This window comes from Burkholderia sp. Bp9099, assembly GCF_003857805.1.
GTDB lineage: Bacteria > Pseudomonadota > Gammaproteobacteria > Burkholderiales > Burkholderiaceae > Burkholderia.
The window spans coordinates 121492-147695 of sequence record NZ_QTPU01000012.1 but is presented as its reverse complement, the minus strand read 5'-3'; the positions used below and the strand labels follow the sequence as shown (position 1 = coordinate 147695).

The window sequence follows — 26204 nt, the reverse complement described above, 5'->3', positions numbered from 1 at the left end:
TGATCGATCCGCGTTTTTTTATCGACGGTTCACCGGCGTACTGCGGGCCGGGCAGACCCCGGCGCTTGGTGCGTCAGGAGCCCGTCTTGCGCGCCGTCGTCTTGCGGGCGGCGGTCTTGCGCGCCGGTGCCGGTTTCTCGTCGGCGCCTTCCGTCACGGTTTCGGCGTCCTTCGTCGCCGATTTTGCCGTCTTCTTCGCGGCCGCGGCCTTCGGTTCCTTCTTCTCGAACTCGAAACCGATCTTGCCGTCCGGCTGCTTCACGAGGAATGCCTTGAAGTTGCGGCCCGTGCGCGACGACTTGAAGTTCGGCAGCAGATCCGTGCGGCCGTCGGCCAGCAGTTTCGCCATCTGCTCGCGCGTGATTTCCTGCTGCAGGATCACCTTGCCCGAACGGAAGTCGCAGGTCTTCGGATTCGCGACCGAGTGCTCGCACACATAGCTCATCCCGTGCTCGAACACGCGGCCCTTGCACTTCGGGCATGCGCCGACCGGTTCCTGCGCGGAGAAGTCGGGCGCTTCGCCTTCCTCGCCGCCCTGGTCCTGGCCGAAGTCGAACTCGAGCTTGTAGTTCTTCGTTTCGTCGTCGAACGAGAGCTTCAGGATCGCCGAGAACGGACGGCCCATCTTGCTGCGGAAGCCGGACAACGGGCCGATGGTTTTTTCCCGCAGCAGCTCCTCGACTTCCGCGATCTCGAACTGCCGGCTGCCCGGAATCTTCGAGATCGAGAACTCGCACTTCGTGCATGCGAAGCGGCGGTAGTTTTCCTTCACCTGGCCGCCGCAGTTCGGGCACGGCGTCTCGAGCGTCGCGTAATCGCCGGGGATCGTGTCGGAATCGTATTCCTTCGCGCGCTTGACGATCTGCTGCGTCATGCGGGCGATTTCCTGCATGAACGCGTCTCGCCCGAGGTTGCCGCGCTCCATCTGCGACAGCTTGTATTCCCATTCGCCAGTGAGCTCGGGCGCGGTCAGCTCCTTCACGCCGAGCCCGCGCAGCAGCGTCATCAGCTGGAATGCCTTCGCGGTAGGGATCAGCTCGCGGCCTTCGCGCACGAGATACTTCTCGCCGAGCAGGCCTTCGATGATCGCCGCGCGCGTCGCCGGCGTGCCGAGGCCCTTCGCGGCCATCGCCTCGCGCAGCTCGTCGTCCTCGACGAGCTTGCCCGCGCCTTCCATCGCGGACAGCAGTGTCGCTTCCGAGTAGCGTGCGGGCGGCTTCGTGACGAGCGCGACGGCGGCGATCTCGTCCGTCTTCACCTTCTCGTCCTTCTGCACCGGCACGAGGTTCGCGTCCGCGCCTTCGGCGTCGCGGCCGTACACCTGCAGCCAGCCCGGCTCGACGAGCACCTTGCCTTCGGTCTTGAAGTGATGGCCGGCGACTTCGGTGATCCGCGTCGTGACGCGGAACTCGGCCGCCGGGAAGAACACCGCGAGGAAGCGCTTCACGACCATGTCGTACAGCTTCTGCTCCGGCTCGGACAGCGACTTCGGCGCCTGCAGCGTCGGGATGATGGCAAAGTGGTCGCTGATCTTCGAGTTGTCGAAGATCCGCTTGTTCGGCTTCACCCAGCCCTTGTCGAGCACCTGCTTCGCATGCGGCAGGTAGTTGTGGCTCTCCTTGAGCATCTCGAGCGTGGACTGCACCGTCGAAATGTAGTCTTCCGGCAGCGCGCGCGCGTCGGTACGCGGGTACGTGAGTACCTTGTGCTTTTCATACAGCGCCTGCGCGAGGCCGAGCGTGTTCTTCGCGGAGAAGCCGAAGCGGCTGTTCGCTTCGCGCTGCAGGCTCGTCAGGTCGAACAGCAGCGGCGACAGCTGGGTCGACGGCTTCGATTCCTCGGACACCGTGCCGACCTGGTCGCGGCACGCGGCGACGATCGTTTCGGCGGCCGGCAGGCTCCAGAGGCGCGAGTCGCGCTTTTCCGGATCGAATTCGTCGCGCTTGAATTTCGGGTCGAACCACTTGCCTTCGTAGAAGCCGCCCGCGCATGCGAACTCGGCCTTCACTTCCCAGTAGTCGCGCGGGATGAAGCGGCGGATTTTCTCTTCACGTTCGACGACGATCGACAAGGTTGGCGTCTGAACGCGGCCGACGGTCGTCAGGAAGAAGCCGCCGCCCTTGCTGTTGAACGCGGTCATCGCGCGCGTGCCGTTGATCCCGACCAGCCAGTCGGCTTCCGAGCGGCAGCGTGCGGCGTCGGCGAGCGGCTGCATGTCCGAGTCGGTGCGCAGGTGCGCGAAACCGTCGCGAATCGCCTGCGGCGTCATCGACTGCAGCCACAGGCGCTGGACCGGCTGCTTCGCCTTCGCGTGCTGCACGATCAGGCGGAAAATCAGCTCGCCCTCGCGCCCCGCGTCACATGCGTTGATCAGGCGATCGACGTCCTTGCGCTTCATCAGCTTGGTCAGGACTTTCAGGCGCGACTCGCTTTTTGCGATCGGATTCAGGTCGAAATGCGGGGGGATGACGGGCAGATGAGCGAAGCTCCATTTCCCGCGCTTGACCTCGTACTCTTCCGGGGCGGCGATTTCCAGCAGGTGGCCGACCGCGGACGACAGGACGAATTCGTCGCTCTCGAAGTATTCGTCATGCTTGGTAAAGCCGCCCAAAGCGCGCGCGATGTCGTTCGCGACAGAAGGCTTTTCCGCAATGATCAGAGCTTTGGACATGACAGATGTGTGTTGGTAGACCGGGTTCGCCGGCGTGGGTCCCTTTTACGACGGCTTTATAGCACACGCCGCAGCGACGGCGGCTCGGCGTGCAAAAAGCGGCTCATCATAGAGGGGGGGCGCAACGGCGGCAAGCGCGCCCGGCGCGGCGGCACGCGCAACGGCGCGAAAAGCCGCCCGGCCGGTGCGCGGTTCACGCCTCGACGTTCAGGATATTGCGCAATTTCGGTGCGTGCGGCGCGCCGGGCACGGCGCTCAAGTCGGACAGCATCCGTTCGACGATCGTCGCGTGCGGCAGCACCGTGCCGAAGAAGCGCGCGGTGTTCGCGTCCTCGATCAGGATCGTCGGGAAATTCTCGACGTCGAGATCGTCGAGCCGGTCGGCATGGGTTTCGATGTCGATCCACGCGAAGCAGGCGTCGGGATGGCTATCGGCGAGCTGGTCGAAGGCCGTCCGGTAGTCGCGGCAAGTGCCGCACCACTCGGCGCACAGGCAGGCGACCAGCAGCGTGTCGGGATCGGCGAGGCGCTCGGCGATCCGATCGGCATCGGTGTCGAGATTCAGCGCGGGCATGGAATTCCTTGGGTAGCGTCGGCGGCACGGGCCGCCCTATGCGGGGGACTGTAGCACGCCGGACGCGGGCGGAGTGGGCGCCACGTCAAGCCGCGCGAAGCGTCCGCCGGGCACGCTCGCGACGCGGCCGGCCAGTTCGAGCGCGAGCAGCGCGCGGTGCAGCGCGTCATCCGACAGGCCGCTGTGCTCGGCGAGCCACTCGTAAGTAACGGGGCCGTATCCCAGTGCGGCGAGCACGGATCGCTCGGTCGGGTTGTCGGGCGGCACGCCTTCGTTTGCGGCCGATGCGATGGATGGAACGGCGCAATCCGGTTTCCCGACATGCTCACCCGCGCGTCGCCCCAGCGTGCCGGATGTTTCGCCGTTATCGGGGCGCGTACCCGAATTCGCCGCGGCGTGGGCGGTGTGCGCTGCCGGTTTGTCCAGCCCGTACTCCTCGAGCACGTCGAGCGGTGTCGCGGTGAGCTTCGCGCCGTCGCGGATCAGCGCGTGGCAGCCCTGCGCGAGCGGCGCGTGGATCGAGCCCGGCATCGCGAACACGTCGCGGCCCAACTCATTCGCGAGGCGTGCGGTGATCAGCGAGCCGGAGCGCGGCGCGGCTTCGACGACGAGCACGCCGAGCGCGAGCGCGGCGATCAGCCGGTTGCGCTGAGGGAAATGCGACGCCCGCGCGGGCGTGCCGAGCGGCCATTCGGACAGGATCACGCCGCGCGCGGCAATGTCGTGCGCGAGCGTGCGGTGCCGCGCCGGATAGACGAGATCGGTGCCCGTCGCGATCACCGCGACCGTGCCGGCGCGGCCGTCGAGCCCGCCGCGATGCGCGGCGCCGTCGATGCCGAGCGCGAGGCCGGAGACGATCGCGAGCCCCGCGTCGGACAGCGCATGGGCGAAGCGCGTGGCGTCGGCGAGCCCTTGCGGCGTCGCATGGCGGCTGCCGACCACGGCGAGCCCGCGTGCGTGCAGCAGGTCGAGCCTGCCCTTTACATATAGCAGCGGCGGCGGGTCGTGCAGGTCGCGCAGCCGTGGCGGATAGACGGGATCGTTGAGCGTGACGATCGCGTTGCCCGGTGTATCGAGCCATGCCAGTGCGGCGTCGGTGCAGGCGTCGAGGTCGTCCCGCTCGCTGGCGCGCACCGCCCGCGCGGCGGCGGCGCTGCTCGCCGCGCCGATGGCCCGGTCGGACGCGGCGAGCAGCGCCGCCGGCGAGCCGAATGCGTCGAGCAACGCATGCAGCACGGCGGGTGAGATGCCCGGCGCATGCGCGAGCTGCAGCCACGCGCGCAATGCGGAAGTCGTCAGCGCTTGCGGCGACATGAGGTTCCCCTCGAACGCGGCGGCCAGCGGAGCGCGTGGCGCCATGATAAAATTTTCATCATCCGAAATACTCGACAGGGCCGCGCGCACGAGCGCCCGGCCAATTGCAGGAGGCATGACCCGCGGCGTTGATATGCCGCGCGTCTGCCTCATCTTCATTGCATCCCGGCGGCGGCGCCAGCCGGCCGGATGGCCGATGCGGCACGCCGCTCCACCGAATACCGAACACCATGGCTTTGCTGAACATTCTTCATTACCCCGACAAGCGACTGCACAAGGTCGCGAAGCCCGTCGACAAGGTCGACGACCGGATCCGCAAGCTCGTCGCCGACATGGCCGAAACCATGTACGCCGCGCCGGGCATCGGCCTCGCGGCGACGCAGGTCGACGTGCACGAGCGCGTGATCGTGATCGACGTCTCCGAGGAGAAGAACGAGCTGCGCGCGTTCATCAACCCCGAGATCATCTGGTCGAGCGACGTGAAACAGGTCTACGAGGAGGGCTGCCTGTCGGTGCCCGGGATCTACGACGAAGTCGAGCGTCCCGACCACGTCCGTGTACGTGCGCTCAACGAGCACGGCGAGACTTTCGAGCTCGACTGCGAGGGCCTCCTGGCCGTGTGCGTGCAGCACGAGATGGATCACCTGATGGGGCGCGTGTTCGTCGAATATCTGTCGCCGCTGAAGCAGACCCGCATCAAGACGAAGATGAAGAAACTCGAACGCGCGATGTGACGCGCGTGTGCCCAGCCCGATCCCGAACGCTGTCATGACCCATACGTTGCGCGTGATTTTTGCCGGCACGCCGGAATTCGCCGCGGCCGCACTCGCCGCGATCCACGAGGCCGGTTTTCCGGTGCCGCTCGTGCTCACCCAGCCCGATCGCCCGGCCGGGCGCGGGATGAAACTGCAGGCGAGCGCCGTGAAGCGCTATGCCGTCGAGCACGGGATGCCCGTCGCGCAGCCGCCGTCGCTGCGCCGCGCGGGCAAGTACCCGGCGGAGGCGGCCGACGCGATCGAGCTGCTGCGCGCGACCCCGCACGATGTGATGGTGGTCGCCGCATACGGCCTGCTGCTGCCGCAGGAAGTGCTCGACATTCCGCGTGCCGGCTGCATCAACATCCACGCGTCGCTGCTGCCGCGCTGGCGCGGCGCCGCGCCGATCCACCGCGCGATCGAGGCCGGTGACGCCGAGACGGGCGTCACGCTGATGCAGATGGACGTCGGCCTCGACACCGGCGCGATGATCGAGGAAGCGCGCGTCGCGATCGCGTCCGACGACACGACCGCCACGCTGCACGACCGGCTCGCCGCCGACGGCGCGCGGCTGATCGTCGATGCGCTGGTGCGGCTCGAGCGCGACGGCACGCTGCCCGCCACGCCGCAGCCGGCCGACGGCGTGACCTATGCGGAAAAGATCGGCAAGCACGAAGCGGCGCTCGACTGGCGCAAGCCGGCCGACGTGCTCGCGCGCCAGGTGCGCGCGTTCGACCCGTTCCCGGGCGGCGTCGCCACGCTCGACGGCGCGGCAATCAAGCTGTGGGCGGCCGAGCCGGTGGCGGCGCGCGGCACGACTGTCGACATGGCGCCCGGCACGATCGTCGAGGCTGCGCCGGAGGGCGTGGTCGTCGCCTGCGGCAGCGGCGCGCTGCGCGTCACGCAACTGCAGAAACCGGGCGGCAAGCGGCTGCCCGCGCGCGAATTCCTGGCCGGCTCGCCGCTCGCCGTGGGCCAGCGCTTCGCGTTGCCTGACGCGGCCTGAGCGTCATTCGACACGGCATCGCGTCCGCGCGCAATCGGCCGGATGGCCGAGTCGCGCAGCGCGGCGGGCGCGCGTAGAATTTCCCTGCGCATTCCGGTTTCGAGGTTCTCATGCTTGGCATCACCCATTTCGGCTTCTTCGTGCTCGCGGTCTTCCTGCTGAACGTCACGCCCGGCCCCGATACGGCGTACATCGTCGGCCGCAGCGTCGCGCAGGGCCGTGGCGCGGGGCTGATGTCGGCGCTCGGCATCTCGGCCGGCTGCTGCGTGCACACGCTTGCGTGTGCATTCGGCCTGACCGCGCTGCTCGCGGCGTCGGCGGCCGCGTTCACGGCGATCAAGCTGGTCGGTGCCGCTTACCTGATCTACCTCGGCGTGCGCATGATCATCACGAAGCAGGCCGCCGCGCCGGCAGGCGCCGAGGCGGCGCAGGCCACGGCCGCGAAGCCGCTGCGCCAGTTGTTCATGCAGGGTTTCTGGACCAACGTGCTGAATCCGAAGGTCGTGCTGTTCTTCGTGTCCTTCTTCCCGCAGTTCGTGTCGGCCGACAGCCCGCACAAGGCGCTGGCGTTCCTGGCCCTCGGGTCGGTGTTCCTCGTGATGAGTACCGTCTGGAGCTGCATCGTCGCGTGGGTCGCGGGTAGCGTCACGCAGCGCTTTTCCGGCAAGCCGGGCGTCAGGAAATGGCTTGATCGCACGGTGGGCAGCGCCTTCGTCGGCCTCGGGCTGCGGCTCGCGGCGACGCAACGCTGAAATTGAATTTTTCCGGCAAGACCTTATCTAACAAATCGCTTACAATTTTCCGCCGTGCATTGTGAAGTCGGCGGGTCCCCTGACGGATAAGGAGTGGGTATGTTCAATTGGGTCAAAACGGCGATGCTGATGGCCGCGATCACGGCCCTGTTCATCGTGATCGGCGGCATGATCGGTGGCTCGCGCGGCATGACGATCGCGCTGCTGTTCGCGCTCGGCATGAATTTCTTCTCATACTGGTTCTCCGACAAGATGGTGCTGCGCATGTACAACGCGCAGGAAGTCGACGAGAACACGGCGCCGCAGTTCTACCGGATGGTGCGCGAGCTCGCCACGCGCGCGAACCTGCCGATGCCGCGCGTCTATCTGATCAACGAGGACGCGCCGAACGCGTTCGCCACGGGCCGCAACCCCGAGCACGCGGCAGTCGCCGCGACGACGGGCATCCTGCGCGTGCTGTCCGAGCGCGAGATGCGCGGGGTGATGGCGCACGAGCTCGCGCACGTGAAGCACCGCGACATCCTGATCTCGACGATCACCGCGACGATGGCGGGCGCGATTTCGGCGCTGGCCAACTTCGCGATGTTCTTCGGCGGCCGCGACGAAAACGGCCGTCCGGCCAACCCGATCGCGGGGATTGCGGTCGCGCTGCTCGCGCCGATCGCCGGTGCGCTGATCCAGATGGCGATCTCGCGGGCGCGCGAGTTCGAGGCCGACCGCGGCGGCGCGCAGATCTCCGGCGATCCGCAGTCGCTCGCCACCGCGCTCGACAAGATCCATCGCTATGCGGCAGGCATCCCGTTCCAAGCGGCCGAAGCGCATCCGGCCACCGCGCAGATGATGATCATGAACCCGCTGCACGGCGGCGGCCTGCAGAACCTGTTCTCCACGCACCCGGCGACCGAGGAACGCATCGCGCGCCTGATGGAGATGGCCCGTACCGGCCGCTTCGACTAAGTCGCGCAGCGCTCGACACATCGCCCCGCATGCCCCGCGCTGCGGGGTGTTTCATTTGTGCGCCCCGTAAAGGGGCCGCATGACCTCACGCTACAATGCGCGGTTTGGAATCGCGGCGGCCATGCGGCCGCAGGGTTCCCGCCGCTCGCGGCACCCGTTTGCCGATTTTGCTCCGATGACACGAACCCGTTCCTCCGCCCCGTCTTCCTCCGGCCGCCCGGCGCGCCCGTCCGCGCTGCATCTCGCGCCCGATTCGCTGGGCTTCGCGCTCGACGCGGCCGCGCAGGCAGTCGATGCGGTGCGGCGCGGCACCGCGCTGCCGGCGGCACTGGCCGCGGTGTTCGCGCAGATGCCGGCCGGCACGCAGGCGCTCGCGCGTGGCGCGACGCAGGACGTTGCATACCGGACGATGCGTCGTCTCGGGAGCGCCGATTGGCTGATCGGCCGGCTCGTCAGCAAAGCGCCGCCCGCGCATGTGCATGCGGTGCTCGCCGGCGCATTCGCGCTGCTGCTCGATCCGGAGGAAACGGCTGCATATCCGGCGTTCACGATCGTCGACCAGGCCGTGACTGTAATCGGCGCGCGACGCGAATACGCGTTCGCGAAGGGGCTGGTCAACGCGGTGCTGCGGCGTTTCCTGCGCGAGCGCGACGTGCTCGTCGCGGCGCTGCAGGACGATCCGGTCGCGCGCTGGAATTACCGCACCTGGTGGGTCGACGCGGTGAAGCGCGCATGGCCCGACGCATGGCAGGCGATCCTCGCGGCCGGCGAGCGCCAGGGGCCGCTGACGCTGCGTGTGAACGCGCGCCGCGCGAGCGTCGACGCGTATCTCGACACGCTGCGTGCGAGCGGGATCGACGCGACCGCGATCGGCCGTCACGCGGTGCGGCTCGCGTCGGCGCTGCCGGTCGATCGCATTCCGGGCTTCGCCGATGGCGTCGTGTCGGTGCAGGACGCAGGCGCGCAGCTCGCGGCCGAATGGCTCGGTGCGCGCGACGGCATGCGCGTGCTCGACGCGTGCGCGGCACCGGGCGGCAAGACCGGGCATATCCTCGAACTGGCCGACGCGGAAGTCGTTGCGCTCGAAAGCGACGCGACCCGCGCGGCGCGCATCGGCGAGAACCTCGCGCGCCTGTCGCTCGCGGCGGACGTGCGCGTCGGCGACGCGGGCGCACCGGACGCGTGGTACGACGGCCGTCCGTTCGATCGCATCCTGGCCGACGTGCCGTGCTCGGCGTCCGGCATCGTGCGCCGTCATCCCGACATCCGCTGGCTGCGCCGCGAAGCCGACATCGCCGCGCTCGTCGCGGAACAGCGCCGCATCCTGAGCGCGTTGTGGCCGCTGGTGAAACCGGGCGGCGAACTGCTCTACGTGACCTGTTCGATCTTCCCCGAGGAAGGTGAATTGCAGGCGCGCTGGTTTGAAGCGGCCTGTGAAGATGCGGTACGATTGGACGCGCCCGGCCAACTGCTGCCGGGCGGCGTGCACGGCGGGGCGGCCGGCGCACGCGACCAGAACACCGATCACGACGGATTTTTCTACGCGCGGTTTCAGAAACGGTGACGATCAAACACCTTTTTCCACTTCGGCTTGCGGCCGTCCTGCTGGTCGCGTTGACGCTGTGCCTGACGGTCGTTCGGCCGGCGCGCGCCGAGTCGATCGCCGTGCAGCGTGCATCGCTGCAGGCTGACGGAAGCGGCTGGAGCCTCGATGCCCGCTTCGATTTCGAGCTGAATCCGAACCTCGAGGATGCCGTCAACAAGGGCATTCCGCTGTACTTCACGACCGATTTCGAACTGGGCCGCGCGCGCTGGTACTGGTTCGACGAGCAGCCGGTGTCGGTGTCGCAGACGATCCGGCTGTCGTTCCAGCCGCTCACGCGCGAGTACCGCGTGTCGACGGGCGGCCTGCAACTCGGCTTCCCGTCGCTGAAGGACGCACTCGCGGTCGTCCGGCACATCACGTCGTGGCACGTGATCGACCGCAACCAGGTGCGTGCCGGCGAAACCTACACGGCCTCGGTGCGGATGCAGCTCGATACGGCGCTGATGCCGAAGCCGTTCCAGGTCGACGCGGTGAACAACCGCGACTGGACGCTCGGGTCGGACTGGAAGCGCTTTACCTTCACGGTGACCGAACGTGCTAAATAAAGTGCGCCGCGCGGCCAGCGGGAAGAGCCTCCTCGTTCGCGTGATCGTCTCGACCGTCGCGATCACCGCATTGCTGCTGCTCGTGCTGCTCGCGGCCGCGAGCGCGAACACCGAATTCTTCGACCGCTACTACTCGTGGCTGTACGCGACGAATATCGTCGTCGCGCTCGTGTTCCTGCTCGTGGTGCTCGGGCTGATCGGGATGATCGTCGTGCGCCTGAGGAAGGGCAAGTTCGGCACGCGGCTGCTCGCGAAGCTCGCGGTGTTCTTCGCGCTCGTCGGCGTGGTGCCGGGCGGGATCATCTACATCGTGTCGTACCAGTTCGTGTCGCGCAGTATCGAGTCGTGGTTCGACGTGAACGTCGAGACCGCGCTGACGGCCGGCCTGAACCTCGGCCGCGGGATGCTCGACGCGTCGCTGTCCGACCTGCAGACGAAGGCGCGGCTGATGTCCGACCAGCTCGCGAGCGTCGATGCGAACACGAACGGCACGACGCTCACGCTCTTGCGCCTGCGCGACCAGTTCGGCGTGCAGGATGCGACGATCGTCGAGCCGAGCCGCGGCGGCTCCGGCGCGGCGCCCGACCTGCACATCGTCGCGCAGGCATCGGGCAATTTCGCCGCGCTGATTCCGGACGACCTGCCGACACCGCTGATGCTGAGCCAGGCGCGCGAACACGGCGCGTATGCGGCGATCGAGGGCGAGGTCGACGGCGACCCGCGCGCGCATGGCGCGAAGGGCGCGCTGCGGCTGCGCGTCGTGCGGCCGATTCCCGATGCGACGACGTCGCTGCTGCAGCCGGCGGAGCGGTTCCTGCAGCTCACGCAGCCGGTGCCGCCCACGCTCGCGCACAATGCGGACGCAGTGCAGCGCGCGTATCGCGAGTACCAGGAAAAATCGCTCGGCCGCACGGGCTTGCGCAAGATGTACATCGGCACGCTGACGCTCGCGCTGTTCCTCGCGACCTTCATCGCGATGATGCTCGCGCTCGCGCTCGGCCAGCAGCTCGCGCGGCCGCTGTTCCTGCTCGCGCAGGGCACGAAGGAGATCACGGAAGGCGACTACACGCCGAAGCGCGAGATCAAGTCGCGCGACGAGCTCGGCTTCCTCACGCAGTCGTTCAATGCGATGACGCGCCAGCTGTCCGAGGCGCGGCTCGCGGTCGAGAAGAACCGCGTCGCGCTCGAGCATTCGAAGACCTATCTCGAGAGCATCCTCGCGAACCTGACCGCCGGCGTGTTCGTGCTCGACCGCCAGTTCCGGCTGACGACGGCCAACCGCGGCGCCGAGCGAATTTTCCGCCAGCCGTTCGGCGCGATGATCGGCACGGCGCTCGACCGGATCGGCGTCGTCGCGGAATTCGGCGCGATGGTGCGCAAGGCGTTCGCCGATCGCGAAGCGGCGTCCGACGACGGCGGCGGCGACCGCGGCCACTGGCAGCAGCAGTTCGCGATCGAAGTGCCGGGCGAAGCCGATCCGCTGACCTTGCTCGTACGCGGCACGCGCCTCGTATCGACCGTCGAGGGCGAGGCCGACGATCCGCAGACGTCCGGCTACGTCGTCGTGTTCGACGACATCTCCGACGTGATTTCCGCGCAGCGTTCGGTCGCATGGGGCGAGGTCGCGCGGCGGCTCGCGCACGAGATCAAGAACCCGCTGACGCCGATCCAGCTGTCGGCCGAGCGGCTGCAGATGAAGCTGTCCGACAAGCTCGCGCCGCCCGATGCCGACGTGCTCAAGCGCGGCGCGACGATGATCGTCAACCAGGTGGCCGCGATGAAGCGGATGGTGGACGACTTCCGCGAATATGCGCGCACGCCGCCGGCGGTGCTCGCCAACCTGCAGCTGAACGAACTGGCGAGCGAGGTGCTCGGGCTGTATGGTGTCGGCGAAGGCAAGAGCGCGATCGTCGCCGAACTCGCGCCGTCGCTGCCGGTGATCCGCGGCGACGCGACGCAACTGCGCCAGGTGATTCACAACCTGCTGCAGAACGCGCAGGATTCGGTCGCGGAAGTCGCGCATCCGCGTGTGTTGATCGAAACCAAGACAGTAGAATATGGCGACCCCGACGCCGAGGGCAAAACGCGCGTCGCGGTACGTCTTACCGTGTCCGACAACGGGCCCGGTTTTCCGGCACGCATCCTGACCCGTGCGTTCGAGCCTTACGTGACGACGAAGGCGAAGGGCACGGGGCTCGGATTGGCCACGGTCAAGAAAATCGTCGATGAGCACGGCGCGCGGATCGATCTGCGCAATCGCATGCACGGCGAGACCGTCGAGGGTGCGCAGGTGTCGATCCTGTTCCTGCAGATGGCGAGCGATACGCCAGGCGTCGAATCCGGCGCGCAGGGCGGGGCGGCTCCCGCCAAGACAAAAGCAAGTGTGCAGACAAAGGCAGCGTAAATGGCAACCATCCTGGTGGTAGATGATGAAATGGGCATCCGGGAATTGCTCTCGGAGATCCTCAGCGATGAAGGACATGTCGTCGAGGCGGCGGAAAACGCGCAGGCCGCGCGGGAATACCGTCTGAATCAGGCGCCCGATCTCGTGCTGCTCGATATCTGGATGCCCGATACCGACGGCGTCACGCTGCTCAAGGAATGGGCGGCGCAGGGCCTGTTGACGATGCCCGTGATCATGATGTCCGGGCACGCGACGATCGATACCGCCGTCGAGGCGACGAAGATCGGCGCACTCGATTTCCTCGAGAAGCCGATCGCACTGCAGAAGCTGCTGAAGTCCGTCGAGCACGGTCTCGCGCGCGGCGCGGCACCGGTGTCTGCCAATGCGGCGGCGAAGGCGGGTGGCGGCCAGGCATCGGGCCAGGCGGCGGTCGCGTCCGCGGCCGCGCTGCCGACGCTCGGCGACGACATGGCCGCGGCGCTCGGCCTCGCGGGCCAGACGGCCGCGATTTCGTTCGACATCCCGTTGCGCGAAGCGCGCGACGCGTTCGAACGCGCGTACTTCGAATATCACCTCGCGCGCGAGAACGGCAGCATGACGCGCGTCGCGGAGAAGACGGGCCTCGAGCGCACGCACCTGTATCGCAAGCTCAAGCAGCTCGGCGTCGAGCTCGGCAAGAAGCCGTCGGAAGGGGCCGTATAAGAAATTTCACGAAACCCCTTGTGCGACTCAATAAAGCTCGATATACTTTGTTTCTTCGTTGGCCCGGTAGCTCAGTTGGTAGAGCAGCGGATTGAAAATCCGCGTGTCGATGGTTCGATTCCGTCCCAGGCCACCAGCAGTTCCAACCCCAAGAATCGGAAGGTTCTTGGGGTTTTTCGTTTGTGGTGGGTTCGCGCGGCGTCGGCGGTGCGTCCGGCAGCATTCGCCGGGGCGTGATAAAATCCGTGCCCGCTCAATGACTTAGCGCATCGCTTCATGCGCACGGCAAGGTTGCCCGCAGGCGCTGCCGTGATGTGCGGCAACGAAGCCGCGCGATGGGCGGTATAAGCGCTCCGCCGCGTTCGCGGCCGACCGCGCTGCCTATACTGGTCGAGCCGGCGCAGGCCGGCACGCGTCGGGCCGCCCGGCGGCAGCCGGCCCCGGGGCGCAGCGCGACGCGAGCCTACACATTCACGGAGTATCACGGTGATTCGGACAGACGCTAAAGACGGCGCGCTCGTGTTGTTTTCCGGCGGGCAGGACTCGGCCACGTGCGTGGCCTGGGCCCTCGAACGCTACCAGACGGTCGAGACGCTCGGCTTCGATTACGGCCAGCGCCACCGCGTCGAACTCGAATGTCGCGAAGGCGTGCGCGACGCGCTGAAGCGTCAGTTTCCCGCCTGGGCCGACCGCCTCGGCGACGATCACATGGTCGACCTGTCGGTGCTCGGCGCGATCAGCGATACCGCGATGACCCGCACGATCGAGATCGAGACCGCGGCGAACGGCTTGCCGAACACGTTCGTGCCGGGCCGCAACCTGCTGTTCATGACGATCGCGGCCGCGATCGCCTATCGCCGCGGCTTGCGCGTGCTGGTCGGCGGGATGTGCGAGACCGATTTCTCGGGCTACCCGGACTGCCGCGACGATACGATGAAGGCGCTGCAGGTCGCGCTGAACCTCGGCATGGACACGCGCATGGTGCTCGAGACGCCACTGATGTGGCTCGACAAGGCGCAGACCTGGCAACTCGCCGAGCAGCTCGGCGGCGAGGCGCTCGTCGAGCTGATCCGCGTCGAGACGCACACGTGCTACGTGGGCGAGCGCGCGGAACTGCACGACTGGGGCTTCGGCTGCGGCGAATGCCCGGCCTGCAAGCTGCGCAAGCGCGGCTACGAGGCCTACCTGAAGGGCGAGCGCGTGACCGAAGCACCGCTGTGACGCGGGTGCGCCGGCAGTGCCGGATGGATAACGGATTCTGATCGACAACGAGCGGCGCGAGCCGGACGAAGCACGATGACTTACGCGGTCAAGGAAATTTTCTACACGTTGCAGGGCGAGGGCGCGAACGCGGGCCGTCCGGCCGTGTTCTGCCGGTTCGCCGGCTGCAATCTGTGGTCGGGTCGCGAAGAGGATCGGGCGGACGCCGTGTGCCGCTTCTGCGATACCGACTTCGTCGGCACCGACGGCGAGAACGGCGGCAAGTTCAAGGACGCCGACGCGCTCGTCGCGACGATCGCCGGCCTGTGGCCGGACGGCGAGGCGCACCGCTTCGTCGTCTGCACGGGCGGCGAGCCGATGCTGCAGCTCGACCAGCCGCTCGTCGACGCGCTGCACGCGGCGGGCTTCGAGATCGCGATCGAGACCAACGGCTCGCTGCCGGTGCTCGAGACGATCGACTGGATCTGCGTGAGCCCGAAGGCCGACGCGCCGCTCGTCGTCACGAAGGGCAACGAACTGAAGGTCGTGATCCCGCAGGACAACCAGCGGCTGGCCGATTACGCGAAGCTCGATTTCGAGTATTTTCTCGTGCAGCCGATGGACGGCCCGTCGCGCGATCTCAATACGAAGCTCGCGATCGACTGGTGCAAGCGGCATCCGCAATGGCGGCTGTCGATGCAGACCCACAAATATCTGAACATTCCCTGAGCCACGGCTTTTGACATCGTGCTGATTACCCGAAAACTCGAATTCGACGCGGGCCACCGCATTCCCGATCACCGCAGCCAGTGCCGCAACCTGCACGGCCATCGCTACGTGCTCGAAGTCACGCTGCGCGGCGATCTCGTCGATACCGAGGGGGCGCCCGACCGCGGCATGGTAATGGACTTCGCCGACGTGAAGGCGCTCGCGGTCGAGCACCTCGTGAACAAGTGGGATCACGCGTTCCTGGTCTACGCGCGCGACGAAGTCGTGCGCTCGTTCCTCGAGCAGATGGCCGACCACAAGACCGTCGTGCTCGACCGGATCCCGACCGTCGAGAACCTCGCGGCGATCGCGTTCGACATCCTCGCGAACGTGTACGACGCGCACTACGGCGTGAACCTGCGCCTGGAGCGCGTGCGCCTGTACGAAACGCCGAACTGCTGGGCCGACGTCGAGCGCCAGCCCGGCCGCTGATCCTGCCTTCCCGGCAGCCCCGCCAGCCGGCGCGGGCTGCCTGCCGCCACGCCGCGCGGCCTCGCCCGGCGCCGTTCCCCGCCTGTTCCCACATTCCGCGTGACGCCGCGCTATGATCGTTGCGTGGCACCGGAAAACGCATCCGTGCGACATCGCGCGGCCCGCGCTGTCAGATCCGCTGCTCACGACCGACTGACGTTCCAGGGCCCGGTCCGGCGCCGCCGGGCATCGCGGCCCGGCGCATTGCGCCCGCTTCGCCCGTTGCTTGTCCCGTTCGATTGCCGTTCCGTCCAGGAGCCCGTATCGATGAGCACGCTCACCAATTCCCTCAAACAACGCCTGCACGACGGCGACGAGCCGCTGTACGGCCTGTGGCTGTCGCTCGGCTGCGATTCGGCCGCGGAAGCGCTCGCCCACGCCGGCTACGACTGGCTCTGCATCGACATGGAGCATGCGCCGAACGACAGCCGCGACGTCGCGTCGCAACTGCGCGCGCTGGCCGCCGCGCACCTGCCGAGCGAGCCCGTCGTGCGTGTGCCGGGGCGCGAGCCGTGGCTCGTGAAGCGCGCGCTCGACGCCGGCGCGCGCACGCTGATGTTCCCGTGCATCGAGACGCCCGACGAGGCCGCGCACGCGGTGCGGCTCACGCGCTTCCCGTCGCCGGATTCCCCCGACGGGTTGCGCGGCGTGGCCGGCATGGTGCGTGCGGCGGCGTTCGGCATGCGCCGCGATTACCTGCAGACGGCGAACGCGCAGGTCGCGGTGATCGTGCAGATCGAATCGGCGCGCGGTATCGACGAAGTCGAGCGGATCGCCGCGACGCCGGGCGTCGACTGCCTGTTCGTCGGCCCGGCCGATCTGGCGGCAAGCCTCGGGCACCTCGGCGACAGCCGCCATCCGGACGTCGAAACCGCGATCGCGCGCGTGCTCGCGGCCGGCAAGCAGGCCGGCGTCGCGGTCGGCATCTTTGCGAGCGATACCGCAACCGCGCGCCAGTATCGCGAGGCCGGCTTCCGGATGATCACGCTGTCGGCCGACGTGAGCTGGCTGCTGCGTGCGACGCGCCAGGCATTGCAGGAGGTGCGGTCATGAACGATGGCGACGGCGCGGGGCACGATGGTGTGCGGCTTGCGGCCGGTGTACGCGGGCGGATCGGCGCGCTGCTCGGGCTGTGGGCCGTATGCGTCGCGGCGGTTGCGCAGAATGCGCCGCACGCGAAGCCGGACCCGGCGCGCGAGACGCAATCCGCAGTGGCCGACTACAACGCGGGCGACTATCGCGCGGCGCTGGTGCAGTTCCACGACGCGGCCGAACGCGGCGACCGGCTCGCGCAGTTCAACTACGCGATGATGCTGCTCACGGGTGTCGGCGTGACCGCGAACGTCGACGAAGGGCTGCGCTGGCTGAAGCGGGCGGCCGACGCGAACATGTCGCATGCGCAGTACGTGTACGGGCGCATGTTCGACGACGGCGAGTTCGTTGCGCGCAACCCGGCCGAAGCGCACCGCTGGTTCCTGCGCGCGGCGAAGCAGGGGCACGTGCAGGCCGAGCTGTCGCTCGCGAACCAGTTCCTCGACGGGCGCGGCACGCCGCGCGACAACCGGCGGGCGTTCGAGTGGTACAAGCAGGCGGCCGACGCGGGCGAGCCGACCGCGCAGTACGTGACCGCGTCGTTCTACGAGCGCGGTGGCGACGGCGTCACGCAGAACCTGAACATCGCGCGCGCGTATTACGCGGCCGCGGCCGCGCAGGGCGACGAGACGGCCGGGCTGAAATTCAAGGAACTGAGCGCGCGGCTCAAGGCGCAGGAGCCTGCATCGGGCGCCGGTGCGGATCATGGGAGCCCGCGCGCGACGCCACCGCAGTGAGTAGGCAGCGCCGGCGCCATGCGATACGCGCAGAACGAAAAAACGGCGCCGAGGCGCCGTTTTTCATTACTTGCGACTGCGTGCCGTGTCGCGCCGCGCCGTCAGCTCTTCATCAACCGCCGCTGTCGCCCGACGCTCATGATCATGCCGATCGCGACACCGAGCGTCGCGAGTGCGGTGCCGCCGTAACTCATGAACGGCAACGGCACGCCGACGACGGGCAGCACGCCGCTCACCATCCCGATGTTGACGAATGCGTAGACGAAGAACGCGAGTGTGAGCGAGCCCGCGAGCAGCCGGCCGAACAGCGTCGCGCCCTGCGCGGCGATATAGAGTCCGCGTGCGATCAGCGCCATGTACAGCGTCAGCAGCACGAGGCCGCCGGCGAGCCCCCATTCTTCCGAGAACACCGCGAAGATGAAGTCGGTGTGCTTCTCCGGAATGAATTCGAGGTGGGCCTGGGTGCCCTTCAGGTAGCCCTTGCCGAGCGCGCCGCCCGAGCCGATCGCGATCACGGCCTGGATCGTGTGGAAGCCCTTGCCGAGCGGGTCGGAGGTCGGATCGAGCAGCGTGCACACGCGGTGCTTCTGGTAGTCGTGCATCAGCGGCCACTGCACTTCGGGCTGGCAGATGCGCTCTTCGAACACGGCGATCGAGCCGACCGCGATCACGCCCGCGACGAGCACCGGCACGATCAGCTTGAACGACAGGCCCGCGAGGTAGATCACGAAGAAGCCGGCCGCGAACACGAGCAGGCCCGTGCCGAGGTCGGGCTGCTTCGCGATCAGGCCGACCGGCACCAGCAGGATCGCGAACGCGGCGATGAAGTCGTACCAGCGCAGCCCGCCTTCGCGGCGCTGGTAGTACCACGCGAGCATCAGCGGTGTCGCGATCTTGAGGATTTCCGACGGCTGGATCACGACGCCGACGTTCAGCCAGCGCTTCGCGCCCTTCTTGGTCATCCCGAACAGCGCGACGGCGACCAGCAGCGTGACCCCGAACGTATAGAGCGGGACCGCGAAGCGCATCAGTGTCGTCGGCGGGATGTTGGCGATCACCCACATCAGCACGAACGTCAGCAGGATGTTGCGCAGCTGATCCTCGACGCGGCCCGGCATGTCGATCGACGCGCTGTACAGCGTGACGATGCCGACGCACAGCAGCAGGAACACGATGAGGGCGAGCGGGCGGTCGAAGCCCGCGAACATCTGCTTGATCTTGTCGAGCCAGGCGCGCTTGTCGAATTGCATGCCTTTCTCCGTTAATGAGCGGTGCCGGCGTTCACCGCTTTCGCGGAGGCCGTGACACGGAAGTTGTCGTCGCGCGGCGCGGCGGCGAGCGGCTGCGCGTCGCTGGCGGGCCGGCGCGGCCGGTGCGGGCGCCGGATCGGCGGCAGGCTCGCGGCCCTCGGCGCCGCGGCGCTCGCGTCGGCGGGCTGCGCCGCGCTTGCCGCGGCCGCACCCGACGCATCGGGCGCCGACGCGGCCGATGCCGCATCCGCCGCGCTGGCCGCGGCCGGCACGACGGGCTGCGGCAGCGCCTTGAAGCCGGCCGCGACGGACACGGCCTTCGAGGCATCGCCGATCACCGGTGCGCTGATCGGCTCGGTCGCCGACGCGGCGGCGGCGACGGCGGCCGCCTCGTTCTCCGGTTTCTGGCGCTCGACGAGATAGAAGTCGAGCACGCGGCGCGCGATCGGGCCCGCGGCCTGCGCGCCCCAGCCTCCGTTCTCGACGACCAGCGCGAGCGCGATCTGCGGATGGTCGACCGGCGCGTACGCGATGAACAGAGCGTGGTCGCGCAGGTGCTCGGCGAGCAGGTGGCCCTTGTAGTTCGAGCCCTGCAGCGAGAACACCTGCGCGGTACCGGTCTTGCCGGCCGCGAGGTACGACGCGCCGCGGAACACCTTGTACGCGGTGCCGGACGGATTCTCGATCACGTTCTCCATCCCGCGCTTCACGACATCGATGTCGGCCTGCTTGAGCGGGATCGTTTCACTTTCCTTCGGCACGGTCAGGTGGCGCCCGCGCGTGATCGGATCCTCGACTTCCTTCACGAGGTGGGGCTTCATCACGACGCCGTTGTTCGCGAGCGTCGCGGTGGCATGCGCGAGCTGCAGGATCGTGTACGAGTTGTAGCCCTGGCCGATCCCGAGGCTGATCGTCTCGCCGTCGAACCACTTCTGCTGCGCGGCCTTCTTGAACGCTTTCTTCTTCCAGTCGGTCGACGGCAGGATCCCGCGCGCCTCGCCCTGGATGTCGATGCCGGTGATCTGGCCGAAGCCGAACGGCTTCATGAAGTTCGCGATCGCGTTCACGCCGAGATCGCGCGCGAGCATGTAGAAGTAGGTGTCGTTCGACACCATGATCGCCTTGTTCATGTCGACCCAGCCCTGGCCCGAGCGCACGTCGTTGCGGAACGTGTGCCCGCCGAACGTGAAGTAGCCGGGATCCTGGAAGCCCCAGCCCGGCGTGCGCTTACCGAGCGTCAGGCCGGCCAGCGCCATGAACGGCTTGTACGTCGAGCCGGGCGGGTAGGTGCCGTGCAGCGGGCGGTTCAGGAGCGGCTTGTCGGGCGAGTTGTTCAGTTCGTCCCAGGTCTGCTGGTCGATGCCGTCGACGAACGAGTTCGGGTCGAAGCTCGGCGACGACACGAACGCGAGCACGTCGCCCGTCTTCGGCTCGATCGCGACGAGCGCGCCGCGCTTGCCGGCGAACGCCTGCTCGGCGACCTGCTGCAGCGCGATGTCGAGCGACAGCACGAGGTTGTTGCCGGGCGTCGCCTGCGTGCGCGACAGCGTGCGCACGGGCCGGCCGCCGGCCGTCACCTCGACTTCCTCGAAGCCCGTGAGGCCGTGCAGCTCGGTTTCGTAGCTCTGCTCGACGCCGATCTTGCCGATGTAGTCGGTGCCCTTGTAGTTGTTCGCGTCGCGGCGCGGATCGTAGTGTTCCTGGTCGCTGTCGTTGTCGTCGCTCATCGCGTCGATGCGATCCTGGTCGCGCTTCGAGATCCGGCCGATGTAGCCGATCACGTGCGCGGCCGTCATGCCGAGCGGGTACTGGCGGAACAGCCGCGCGCGCACGTCGACGCCGGGAAAGCGGAAGCGCTGCGCGGTGAAGCGCGCGACTTCCGCGTCGGTGAGGCGCGTGCGGATCGGCAGGCTCTCGAAGTTCTTCGAGTCTTCCTGCAGCTTCTTGAAGCGGCGGCGGTCGCGCGCGTCGATCGGGATGATCTCGGACAGCTTGTCGATCGTGTTGTCGAGCGTGTCGTCGAGCTTCGACGGCGTGATCTCGAGCGTGTAGGCCGAATAGTTCTTCGCGAGGACCACGCCGTTGCGGTCGGTGATGATCCCGCGGTTCGGCACGATCGGCGCGACCGAGATGCGGTTTTCCTCGGCCTGCAGCGCGTATTTGCCGTGCTGCATCAGCTGCAGGTAGAAGAAGCGGCTCGCGAGCAGCCCGAAGCAGACGAACACGAACACGCCCGCCGCCGCGACGCGCAGGCGGAACTTCGAGAGCTGCTGTTGGGTGTCGTTGAATTCGGTCATGCGGTTACGATCGATCTGGCCCGTGCGCGGCGAGCGCGCGCGGGCGAGGAGCCGCCCCGGAGCGCGGCGCGCGGGCGTGGGGGCGGCGGGTATTCAAGGTCGGTCCGGCTCAGATGGGGCGCGTATCGTCCGGGTCGACCGGGCGGCGTTGCGGCATCAGCAGCAGGTGGCTCGCGATCGGCCACAGCGCGGCCTCGACGAAGCCGTCCACCAGATAGCGCCAGCCGGGAAACGCGGCGCCCATCACGAGGCGGATCACGAACGGCACCAGCTGCGCGACGACGAGCAGCGGCGTGACGTACAGCACCTGCACGCCGATCGGCATCCACAGCACGCGGCGGTGGATCGTGATCGCGCCGTACGACAGCAGCGTATAGGCGAGCGCATGCTCGCCGAGCAGCCCCGCGTCATGCACGTCCATCAGGATGCCGAGCGCGAACGCGACGCCCATTCCGACCTTGCGCGGCTGGTGGATGTTCCAGAACAGCAGCACGAGCGCGACGAAGTCGGGCACGCCGGGCAGGCGGCCCCACGGCATCAGGTTCAGCAGGAACGCGGCGGCGAGGCTGAAGACGATGAAGTACGGGTTGACCGGCTGCAGGATGTATTGCGGGCGGTTCATCGCTGGGCTCCTGGTTGCCCGGCCGCGGGCTTCGCGGGCGCGGCGGCGGGCTTGGCCGGAGCGGCGGGGGCGGCAGGTGCAGCCGGCGCCGGTTTCGCGCCGGGTGCGGCCGCGGCGGCCGGCTTCGCGTTCGCGTCGGCCTTCTCGGCCTTGTCGCCCTTCGAGGCGGCCTTGGCGCCCTTCTTGCCCTTCGCGTTCTTGTCGGCCGGCTCGGGCTCGGCCGGGCGCGGCGGGACATCGTTCTGGTAATGCAGCACGAGCATCTGCCGCGCGCCGCGCACGGCGGCGACCGGCGCGCAGGTCACGCGCGCGAACGCGGTATCGGCGAGCTTGTCGACCTTCGCGACCTTCGCGACCGGCAGGCCCGGCGGATAGACGCCATCGAGGCCGCTCGTGACGAGCTCGTCGCCCGCGACGAGGTCCGAGCTCGTCGGCACGAAGCGCAGGTCGAGCGAATCGCCCTTCGGCGTGCCGTAGATCACGCTGCGCAGGCCGGTGCGCAGCACCTGCACGGGAATCGCGAGATCGCGGTCGGTGATCAGCGTGACTTCGGCCTGCAGCGGGAACACGCGCGTGACCTGGCCGATCACGCCGTCCTCGCTGACGACCGGCGCGCCGTTCTGGATGCCCTGCTGCGAACCCTGGCCGATCACGATCTTCTGCGTGAACGGGTCGCTGGTGTCGTACTGGATCTCGACCGGCGTCGAATGCGTCGCGATGTGCTGGCGCAGCTCGAGCACCGCGCGCAGATGCGTGTTCTCCTGCGCGAGCACCGCGGCCTGGTTGGCCTGCGTGGACAGCTGCAGGTTGCGCTTGCGCAGCGCGTCGTTCTCGTGGCGCAGCGACGCACCGGTGACGGCGATGTCGGCCGCGCCCATGAACAGGTCGCGCGGCACGAGCGCCGCGCGCTGCAGCGGGTACAGCACGGTGCCGAGCACGCCGCGGACGATTTCGAGCGTGCTGAAGCGCGCGTCCGATACGAGAAGCGCGATGGCGAGGGCGACGAAGAAGATGAGCCGCGCGAGCGCGGGCGGACCTTGCTTGAAGAGGGGCGGCGGACTGTATTCCATGGTCGGCGCCGGGCGCGTGGCGATCGGTTAAATAATGCTCAGACGCGCGAACGGCGTGGCGGTTCGTTCTGAACGAGCGATCCGGCCACGCCGCGGGTGCGCCATATCAAACGGGACTGCTTAGGCGATCACTCGTCGATCACTCGTACGAGAAGATGCTGCCCAGCTTGTCCATGCGTTCGAGCGCCATGCCCGAACCGCGTACGACGCAGGTGAGCGGATCTTCGGCGACGAGCACCGGCAGGCCGGTTTCTTCCGCGAGCAGGCGGTCGAGGTCGCGCAGCAGTGCGCCGCCGCCCGTCAGCATCATCCCGCGCTCGGCGATGTCGGCGCCGAGTTCCGGCGGCGTCTGCTCGAGGGCGATCTTCACCGACGACACGATCTGGTTCAGCGGATCGGTCAGCGCTTCGAGGATTTCGTTGCTGGAGATCGTGAAGCTGCGCGGAATGCCTTCCGACAGGTTGCGGCCCTTCACTTCCATTTCCTTGACTTCGGAGCCCGGGAACGCGGAGCCGATTTCCTTCTTGATCGCCTCGGCGGTTTGTTCGCCGATCAGCATCCCGTAGTTGCGGCGGATGTAGTTGACGATCGCTTCGTCGAACTTGTCGCCGCCGACGCGCACCGAGCCTTTGTAGACGATGCCGCCGAGCGAGATCACGCCGACTTCCGTGGTGCCGCCGCCGATGTCGACGACCATCGAGCCGGTGGCTTCCGACACCGGCAGGCCGGCGCCGATCGCGGCCGCCATCGGCTCCTCGATCAGGTAGACCTGCGATGCGCCGGCGCCGTGCGCGGCTTCCTTGATCGCGCGGCGCTCGACCTGGGTCGAGCCGCACGGCACGCAGATGATGATGCGCGGCGACGGCGAGAACATGCGCGACTCGTGCGCCGTCTTGATGAACTGCTTGATCATCTGCTCGGTGACGGTGAAGTCGGCGATCACGCCGTCCTTCATCGGGCGGATCGCCTCGATGTTGCCCGGCACCTTGCCGAGCATCTGCTTGGCTTCCTTGCCGACTGCCTGGATCGTCTTCTTGCCGTTGGGGCCGCCTTCCTGGCGGATCGACACGACCGACGGCTCATCGAGCACGATGCCCTTGCCGCGCATGTAGATCAGGGTGTTTGCGGTGCCGAGGTCGATCGCCAGGTCGTTGGAGAAGTAGCTGCGCAAAAAACCGAACATTCAGAATCCTGTTTCGCTCTGGGCCGGCCCTGCATAGCGAACGCTGAGGGCGGGCAGCGGAAAAAATAACAGCCTCGGGAAGCGTGGCGGAAGCGGCCGCCGCGGCGCACGAAGCTGCGAGTGATGTCTACCGGGAATCGCACGAAGCACGCACGGCTTGCCGAAGCGGGGCGAAACGGTGCGGGAAAAGGCTGCCGGGTTTGGGTCGAACGCGTAATGATACCTTATAATTTCGCGGTATTTGAATCGAAACGGACGGTATTTTTGCCGCTTCGGCCCTGATTTTTGAGGGTGGGATCGTACCCTCCAACCCCCCGCCGCAGCGCGCTTTTCGATGCGCTGCGCAGCCTTGTTTTTCCGGTGATCGCATGGCCCTGACCCTGACCGATGTGAAACGCATCGCGCACCTCGCGCGACTCGAAATGGCCGACGCCGACGCCGAGCATACGCTCGGCCAGCTCAATGAATTCTTCGGCCTCGTCGAGCAGATGCAGGCGGTCGACACCGCCGGCATCGCGCCGCTCGCCCACCCGATCGAACAGATCCAGGAAGTCGCGCAGCGCCTGCGCGACGACGCCGTGACGGAAGTCGTCAATCGCGACGACAACCAGCGTCCGGCGCCGGCCGTCCAGGACGGCCTCTATCTCGTGCCGAAGGTGATCGAGTAAGCATTCGATGAGAAGCGCGCCGGCCGGCCTGCGCCGCGCGCCACCCAGAATTCCCAGGAAAACCACTCAATGCACGCAAAAAGCCTGACCGAACTGCGCGCCGCGCTCGCCGCCAAGGAATGCTCGGCCGTCGAGCTCGCGCAGCTCTACCTGAAACGGATCGACGCGGCACGCGACCTGAACGCGTTCGTCCATGTCGATGCCGACCTCACTCTTGCGCAGGCGAAGGCCGCCGACGCCGAGCTCGCGCGCGGCGCGGGCGGCGCGCTGACCGGCCTGCCGATCGCGCACAAGGACGTGTTCGTCACGCGCGGCTGGCGCTCGACCGCCGGCTCGAAGATGCTCGCGAACTACGAAAGCCCGTTCGACGCGACCGTCGTCGCCCGCCTGCAGGCGGCCGGCATGGTCACGCTCGGCAAGACCAACATGGACGAGTTCGCGATGGGCTCGTCCAACGAGAACTCGGCGTTCGGCGCGGTGAAGAACCCGTGGGACACGAACGCCGTGCCGGGCGGCAGCTCGGGCGGCAGCTCGGCGGCCGTCGCCGCGCGCCTCGCGCCGGCCGCGACCGGCACCGACACCGGCGGCTCGATCCGCCAGCCCGCGTCGTTCGCGGGCGTAACGGGAATCAAGCCGACCTACGGCCGCGTGTCGCGCTACGGGATGATCGCGTTCGCGTCGTCGCTCGACCAGGGCGGCCCGATGGCGCAGAGCGCGTCCGACTGCGCGCTGCTGCTGAACGCGATGGCCGGCTTCGACGAGCGCGACTCGACGAGCCTCGAGCGCGACGACGAGGATTTCACGCGTCACCTCGGCCAGCCGTGGGCGGCCGGCAACGATGCGGGCAAGCCGCTCGCGGGGCTGCGCATCGGCCTGCCGAACGAGTATTTCGGTGATGGTCTGGCCGACGACGTGCGCGCGTCGATCGACGCGGCGCTCAAGCAGTATGAAGCGCTCGGCGCGACGCTCGTGCCGGTGTCGCTGCCGAAGACGGAACTGTCGATCCCCGTGTACTACGTGATCGCACCGGCGGAAGCATCGTCGAACCTGTCGCGTTTCGACGGCGTGCGCTTCGGCCACCGCGCCGCGCAGTACGGCGACCTGCTCGACATGTACAAGAAGTCGCGCGCCGAAGGCTTCGGCCCCGAGGTGAAGCGCCGGATCCTGGTCGGCACCTACGTGCTGTCGCACGGCTACTACGACGCGTACTACCTGCAGGCGCAGAAGATCCGCCGCATCATCGCGAACGATTTCCAGGAAGCGTTCAAGTCGTGCGACGTGATCATGGGCCCGGCGTCGCCGACGGTCGCATGGGATCTCGGCGCGAAGGGCGACGATCCGGTGCAGATGTATCTCGCGGATATCTACACGCTGTCGGTGAGCCTCGCCGGTCTGCCCGGCATGAGCGTGCCGTGCGGCTTCGGCGCCGGCGCGAACGCGAAGCGCCCGGTCGGTCTGCAGATCATCGGCAACTATTTCAACGAAGCCCGGATGCTGCAGGTCGCCGACGCGTTCCAGCGCGCGACCGACTGGCACAAGCAAGTTCCGGCAGGGGTGTAA

At 67.9% G+C, this 26204-nt stretch carries 23 protein-coding genes and 1 tRNA gene; 16 read left to right on the top strand and 8 right to left on the bottom strand.

The genetic code is table 11. The features are described 5' to 3' along the window. Positions 1–73 precede the first annotated feature (73 nt). The 3 genes from DIE17_RS15920 to dprA all read right to left on the bottom strand — a co-directional run bounded on the left by DIE17_RS15920 (position 74) and on the right by dprA (position 4604). Complete coding sequence (locus DIE17_RS15920) at positions 74–2671, bottom strand: DNA topoisomerase III (RefSeq protein ID WP_044847346.1); 2598 nt, start codon at positions 2669–2671, stop codon at positions 74–76. Positions 2672–2864: 193 nt separating this feature from the next. Beyond that, positions 2865–3245 (bottom strand): thioredoxin family protein, encoded by a 381-nt coding sequence (locus DIE17_RS15915; protein WP_124520561.1) that lies wholly within the window; start codon positions 3243–3245, stop codon positions 2865–2867. Positions 3246–3281: 36 nt separating this feature from the next. Further along, a complete protein-coding gene (gene dprA, locus DIE17_RS15910; RefSeq protein WP_260426208.1) occupies positions 3282–4604 on the bottom strand; it encodes a DNA-processing protein DprA in 1323 nt (440 codons plus the stop codon). Between the two features lie 185 nt (positions 4605–4789). On the opposite strand from dprA, the gene def reads away from it, so the two are divergent. From def to DIE17_RS15840, 14 genes are all read left to right on the top strand, one after another. Further along, positions 4790–5293, top strand: coding sequence for a peptide deformylase (gene def, locus DIE17_RS15905; protein ID WP_057924826.1), 504 nt, complete (start codon positions 4790–4792; stop codon positions 5291–5293). A 34-nt stretch (positions 5294–5327) separates the two neighbouring features. Next, complete coding sequence (gene fmt, locus DIE17_RS15900; protein ID WP_124486706.1) at positions 5328–6320, top strand: methionyl-tRNA formyltransferase; 993 nt, start codon at positions 5328–5330, stop codon at positions 6318–6320. A gap of 110 nt (positions 6321–6430) precedes the next feature. Next, positions 6431–7072, top strand: coding sequence for a LysE family translocator (locus tag DIE17_RS15895; RefSeq protein WP_124520559.1), 642 nt, complete (start codon positions 6431–6433; stop codon positions 7070–7072). Positions 7073–7171: 99 nt separating this feature from the next. Beyond that, entirely contained in the window at positions 7172–8029 is an 858-nt protein-coding gene (htpX, locus tag DIE17_RS15890; protein WP_006485774.1) for a zinc metalloprotease HtpX, read from the top strand. A gap of 175 nt (positions 8030–8204) precedes the next feature. After that, positions 8205–9593: a 16S rRNA (cytosine(967)-C(5))-methyltransferase RsmB gene (rsmB, locus tag DIE17_RS15885; RefSeq protein WP_124486705.1), complete on the top strand. Its 1389-nt coding sequence runs from the start codon at positions 8205–8207 to the stop codon at positions 9591–9593. Next, the gene (locus DIE17_RS15880) at positions 9590–10180 is read left to right on the top strand and encodes a DUF4390 domain-containing protein (protein ID WP_044847362.1); all 591 of its coding nucleotides are present in this window, start codon (positions 9590–9592) and stop codon (positions 10178–10180) included. Before rsmB ends, DIE17_RS15880 begins: the two co-directional genes overlap by 4 nt. After that, on the top strand, positions 10170–12584 hold the full coding sequence (gene esaS / locus DIE17_RS15875) for a sensor histidine kinase EsaS (RefSeq protein WP_044847353.1): 2415 nt from the start codon (positions 10170–10172) through the stop codon (positions 12582–12584). Before DIE17_RS15880 ends, esaS begins: the two co-directional genes overlap by 11 nt. Further along, a complete protein-coding gene (esaR, locus tag DIE17_RS15870; RefSeq protein WP_124520558.1) occupies positions 12585–13286 on the top strand; it encodes a response regulator transcription factor EsaR in 702 nt (233 codons plus the stop codon). A gap of 60 nt (positions 13287–13346) precedes the next feature. Then, positions 13347–13422: transfer RNA gene (locus DIE17_RS15865), tRNA-Phe, on the top strand. Between the two features lie 350 nt (positions 13423–13772). After that, positions 13773–14507: a 7-cyano-7-deazaguanine synthase QueC gene (gene queC / locus DIE17_RS15860; protein WP_044847355.1), complete on the top strand. Its 735-nt coding sequence runs from the start codon at positions 13773–13775 to the stop codon at positions 14505–14507. A gap of 75 nt (positions 14508–14582) precedes the next feature. Further along, the gene (gene queE, locus DIE17_RS15855) at positions 14583–15215 is read left to right on the top strand and encodes a 7-carboxy-7-deazaguanine synthase (RefSeq protein ID WP_044847356.1); all 633 of its coding nucleotides are present in this window, start codon (positions 14583–14585) and stop codon (positions 15213–15215) included. An 18-nt stretch (positions 15216–15233) separates the two neighbouring features. Continuing rightward, on the top strand, positions 15234–15686 hold the full coding sequence (gene queD / locus DIE17_RS15850; protein WP_044847357.1) for a 6-carboxytetrahydropterin synthase QueD: 453 nt from the start codon (positions 15234–15236) through the stop codon (positions 15684–15686). A 306-nt stretch (positions 15687–15992) separates the two neighbouring features. Further along, entirely contained in the window at positions 15993–16778 is a 786-nt protein-coding gene (locus DIE17_RS15845) for an HpcH/HpaI aldolase/citrate lyase family protein (protein ID WP_044847358.1), read from the top strand. Further along, a complete protein-coding gene (locus DIE17_RS15840; protein ID WP_124520557.1) occupies positions 16775–17554 on the top strand; it encodes a tetratricopeptide repeat protein in 780 nt (259 codons plus the stop codon). The genes DIE17_RS15845 and DIE17_RS15840 overlap by 4 nt, the downstream gene beginning before the upstream one ends. A 101-nt stretch (positions 17555–17655) precedes the next feature. Here the strand turns inward: DIE17_RS15840 and rodA are convergent, their stop codons facing one another. The 5 genes from rodA to DIE17_RS15815 all read right to left on the bottom strand — a co-directional run bounded on the left by rodA (position 17656) and on the right by DIE17_RS15815 (position 23976). Then, positions 17656–18804, bottom strand: a complete 1149-nt coding sequence (rodA, locus tag DIE17_RS15835; protein WP_044847360.1) for a rod shape-determining protein RodA — start codon at positions 18802–18804, stop codon at positions 17656–17658. 11 nt (positions 18805–18815) lie between these two features. Further along, a complete protein-coding gene (gene mrdA / locus DIE17_RS15830; protein ID WP_124486701.1) occupies positions 18816–21101 on the bottom strand; it encodes a penicillin-binding protein 2 in 2286 nt (761 codons plus the stop codon). A gap of 109 nt (positions 21102–21210) precedes the next feature. Further along, complete coding sequence (mreD, locus tag DIE17_RS15825; RefSeq protein ID WP_009687274.1) at positions 21211–21723, bottom strand: rod shape-determining protein MreD; 513 nt, start codon at positions 21721–21723, stop codon at positions 21211–21213. After that, positions 21720–22793: a rod shape-determining protein MreC gene (mreC, locus tag DIE17_RS15820; protein ID WP_124520556.1), complete on the bottom strand. Its 1074-nt coding sequence runs from the start codon at positions 22791–22793 to the stop codon at positions 21720–21722. Before mreC ends, mreD begins: the two co-directional genes overlap by 4 nt. Before the next feature lie 139 nt (positions 22794–22932). After that, positions 22933–23976 carry a rod shape-determining protein gene (locus tag DIE17_RS15815; protein ID WP_004189550.1) on the bottom strand — a complete coding sequence of 348 codons (1044 nt, stop codon included), beginning with the start codon at positions 23974–23976 and terminating at the stop codon, positions 22933–22935. 368 nt (positions 23977–24344) lie between these two features. On the opposite strand from DIE17_RS15815, the gene gatC reads away from it, so the two are divergent. Together gatC and gatA are read left to right on the top strand one after the other, a co-directional pair. Further along, positions 24345–24644: an Asp-tRNA(Asn)/Glu-tRNA(Gln) amidotransferase subunit GatC gene (gene gatC, locus DIE17_RS15810; RefSeq protein WP_006407213.1), complete on the top strand. Its 300-nt coding sequence runs from the start codon at positions 24345–24347 to the stop codon at positions 24642–24644. A 69-nt stretch (positions 24645–24713) separates the two neighbouring features. Next, complete coding sequence (gatA, locus tag DIE17_RS15805; protein WP_124486699.1) at positions 24714–26204, top strand: Asp-tRNA(Asn)/Glu-tRNA(Gln) amidotransferase subunit GatA; 1491 nt, start codon at positions 24714–24716, stop codon at positions 26202–26204.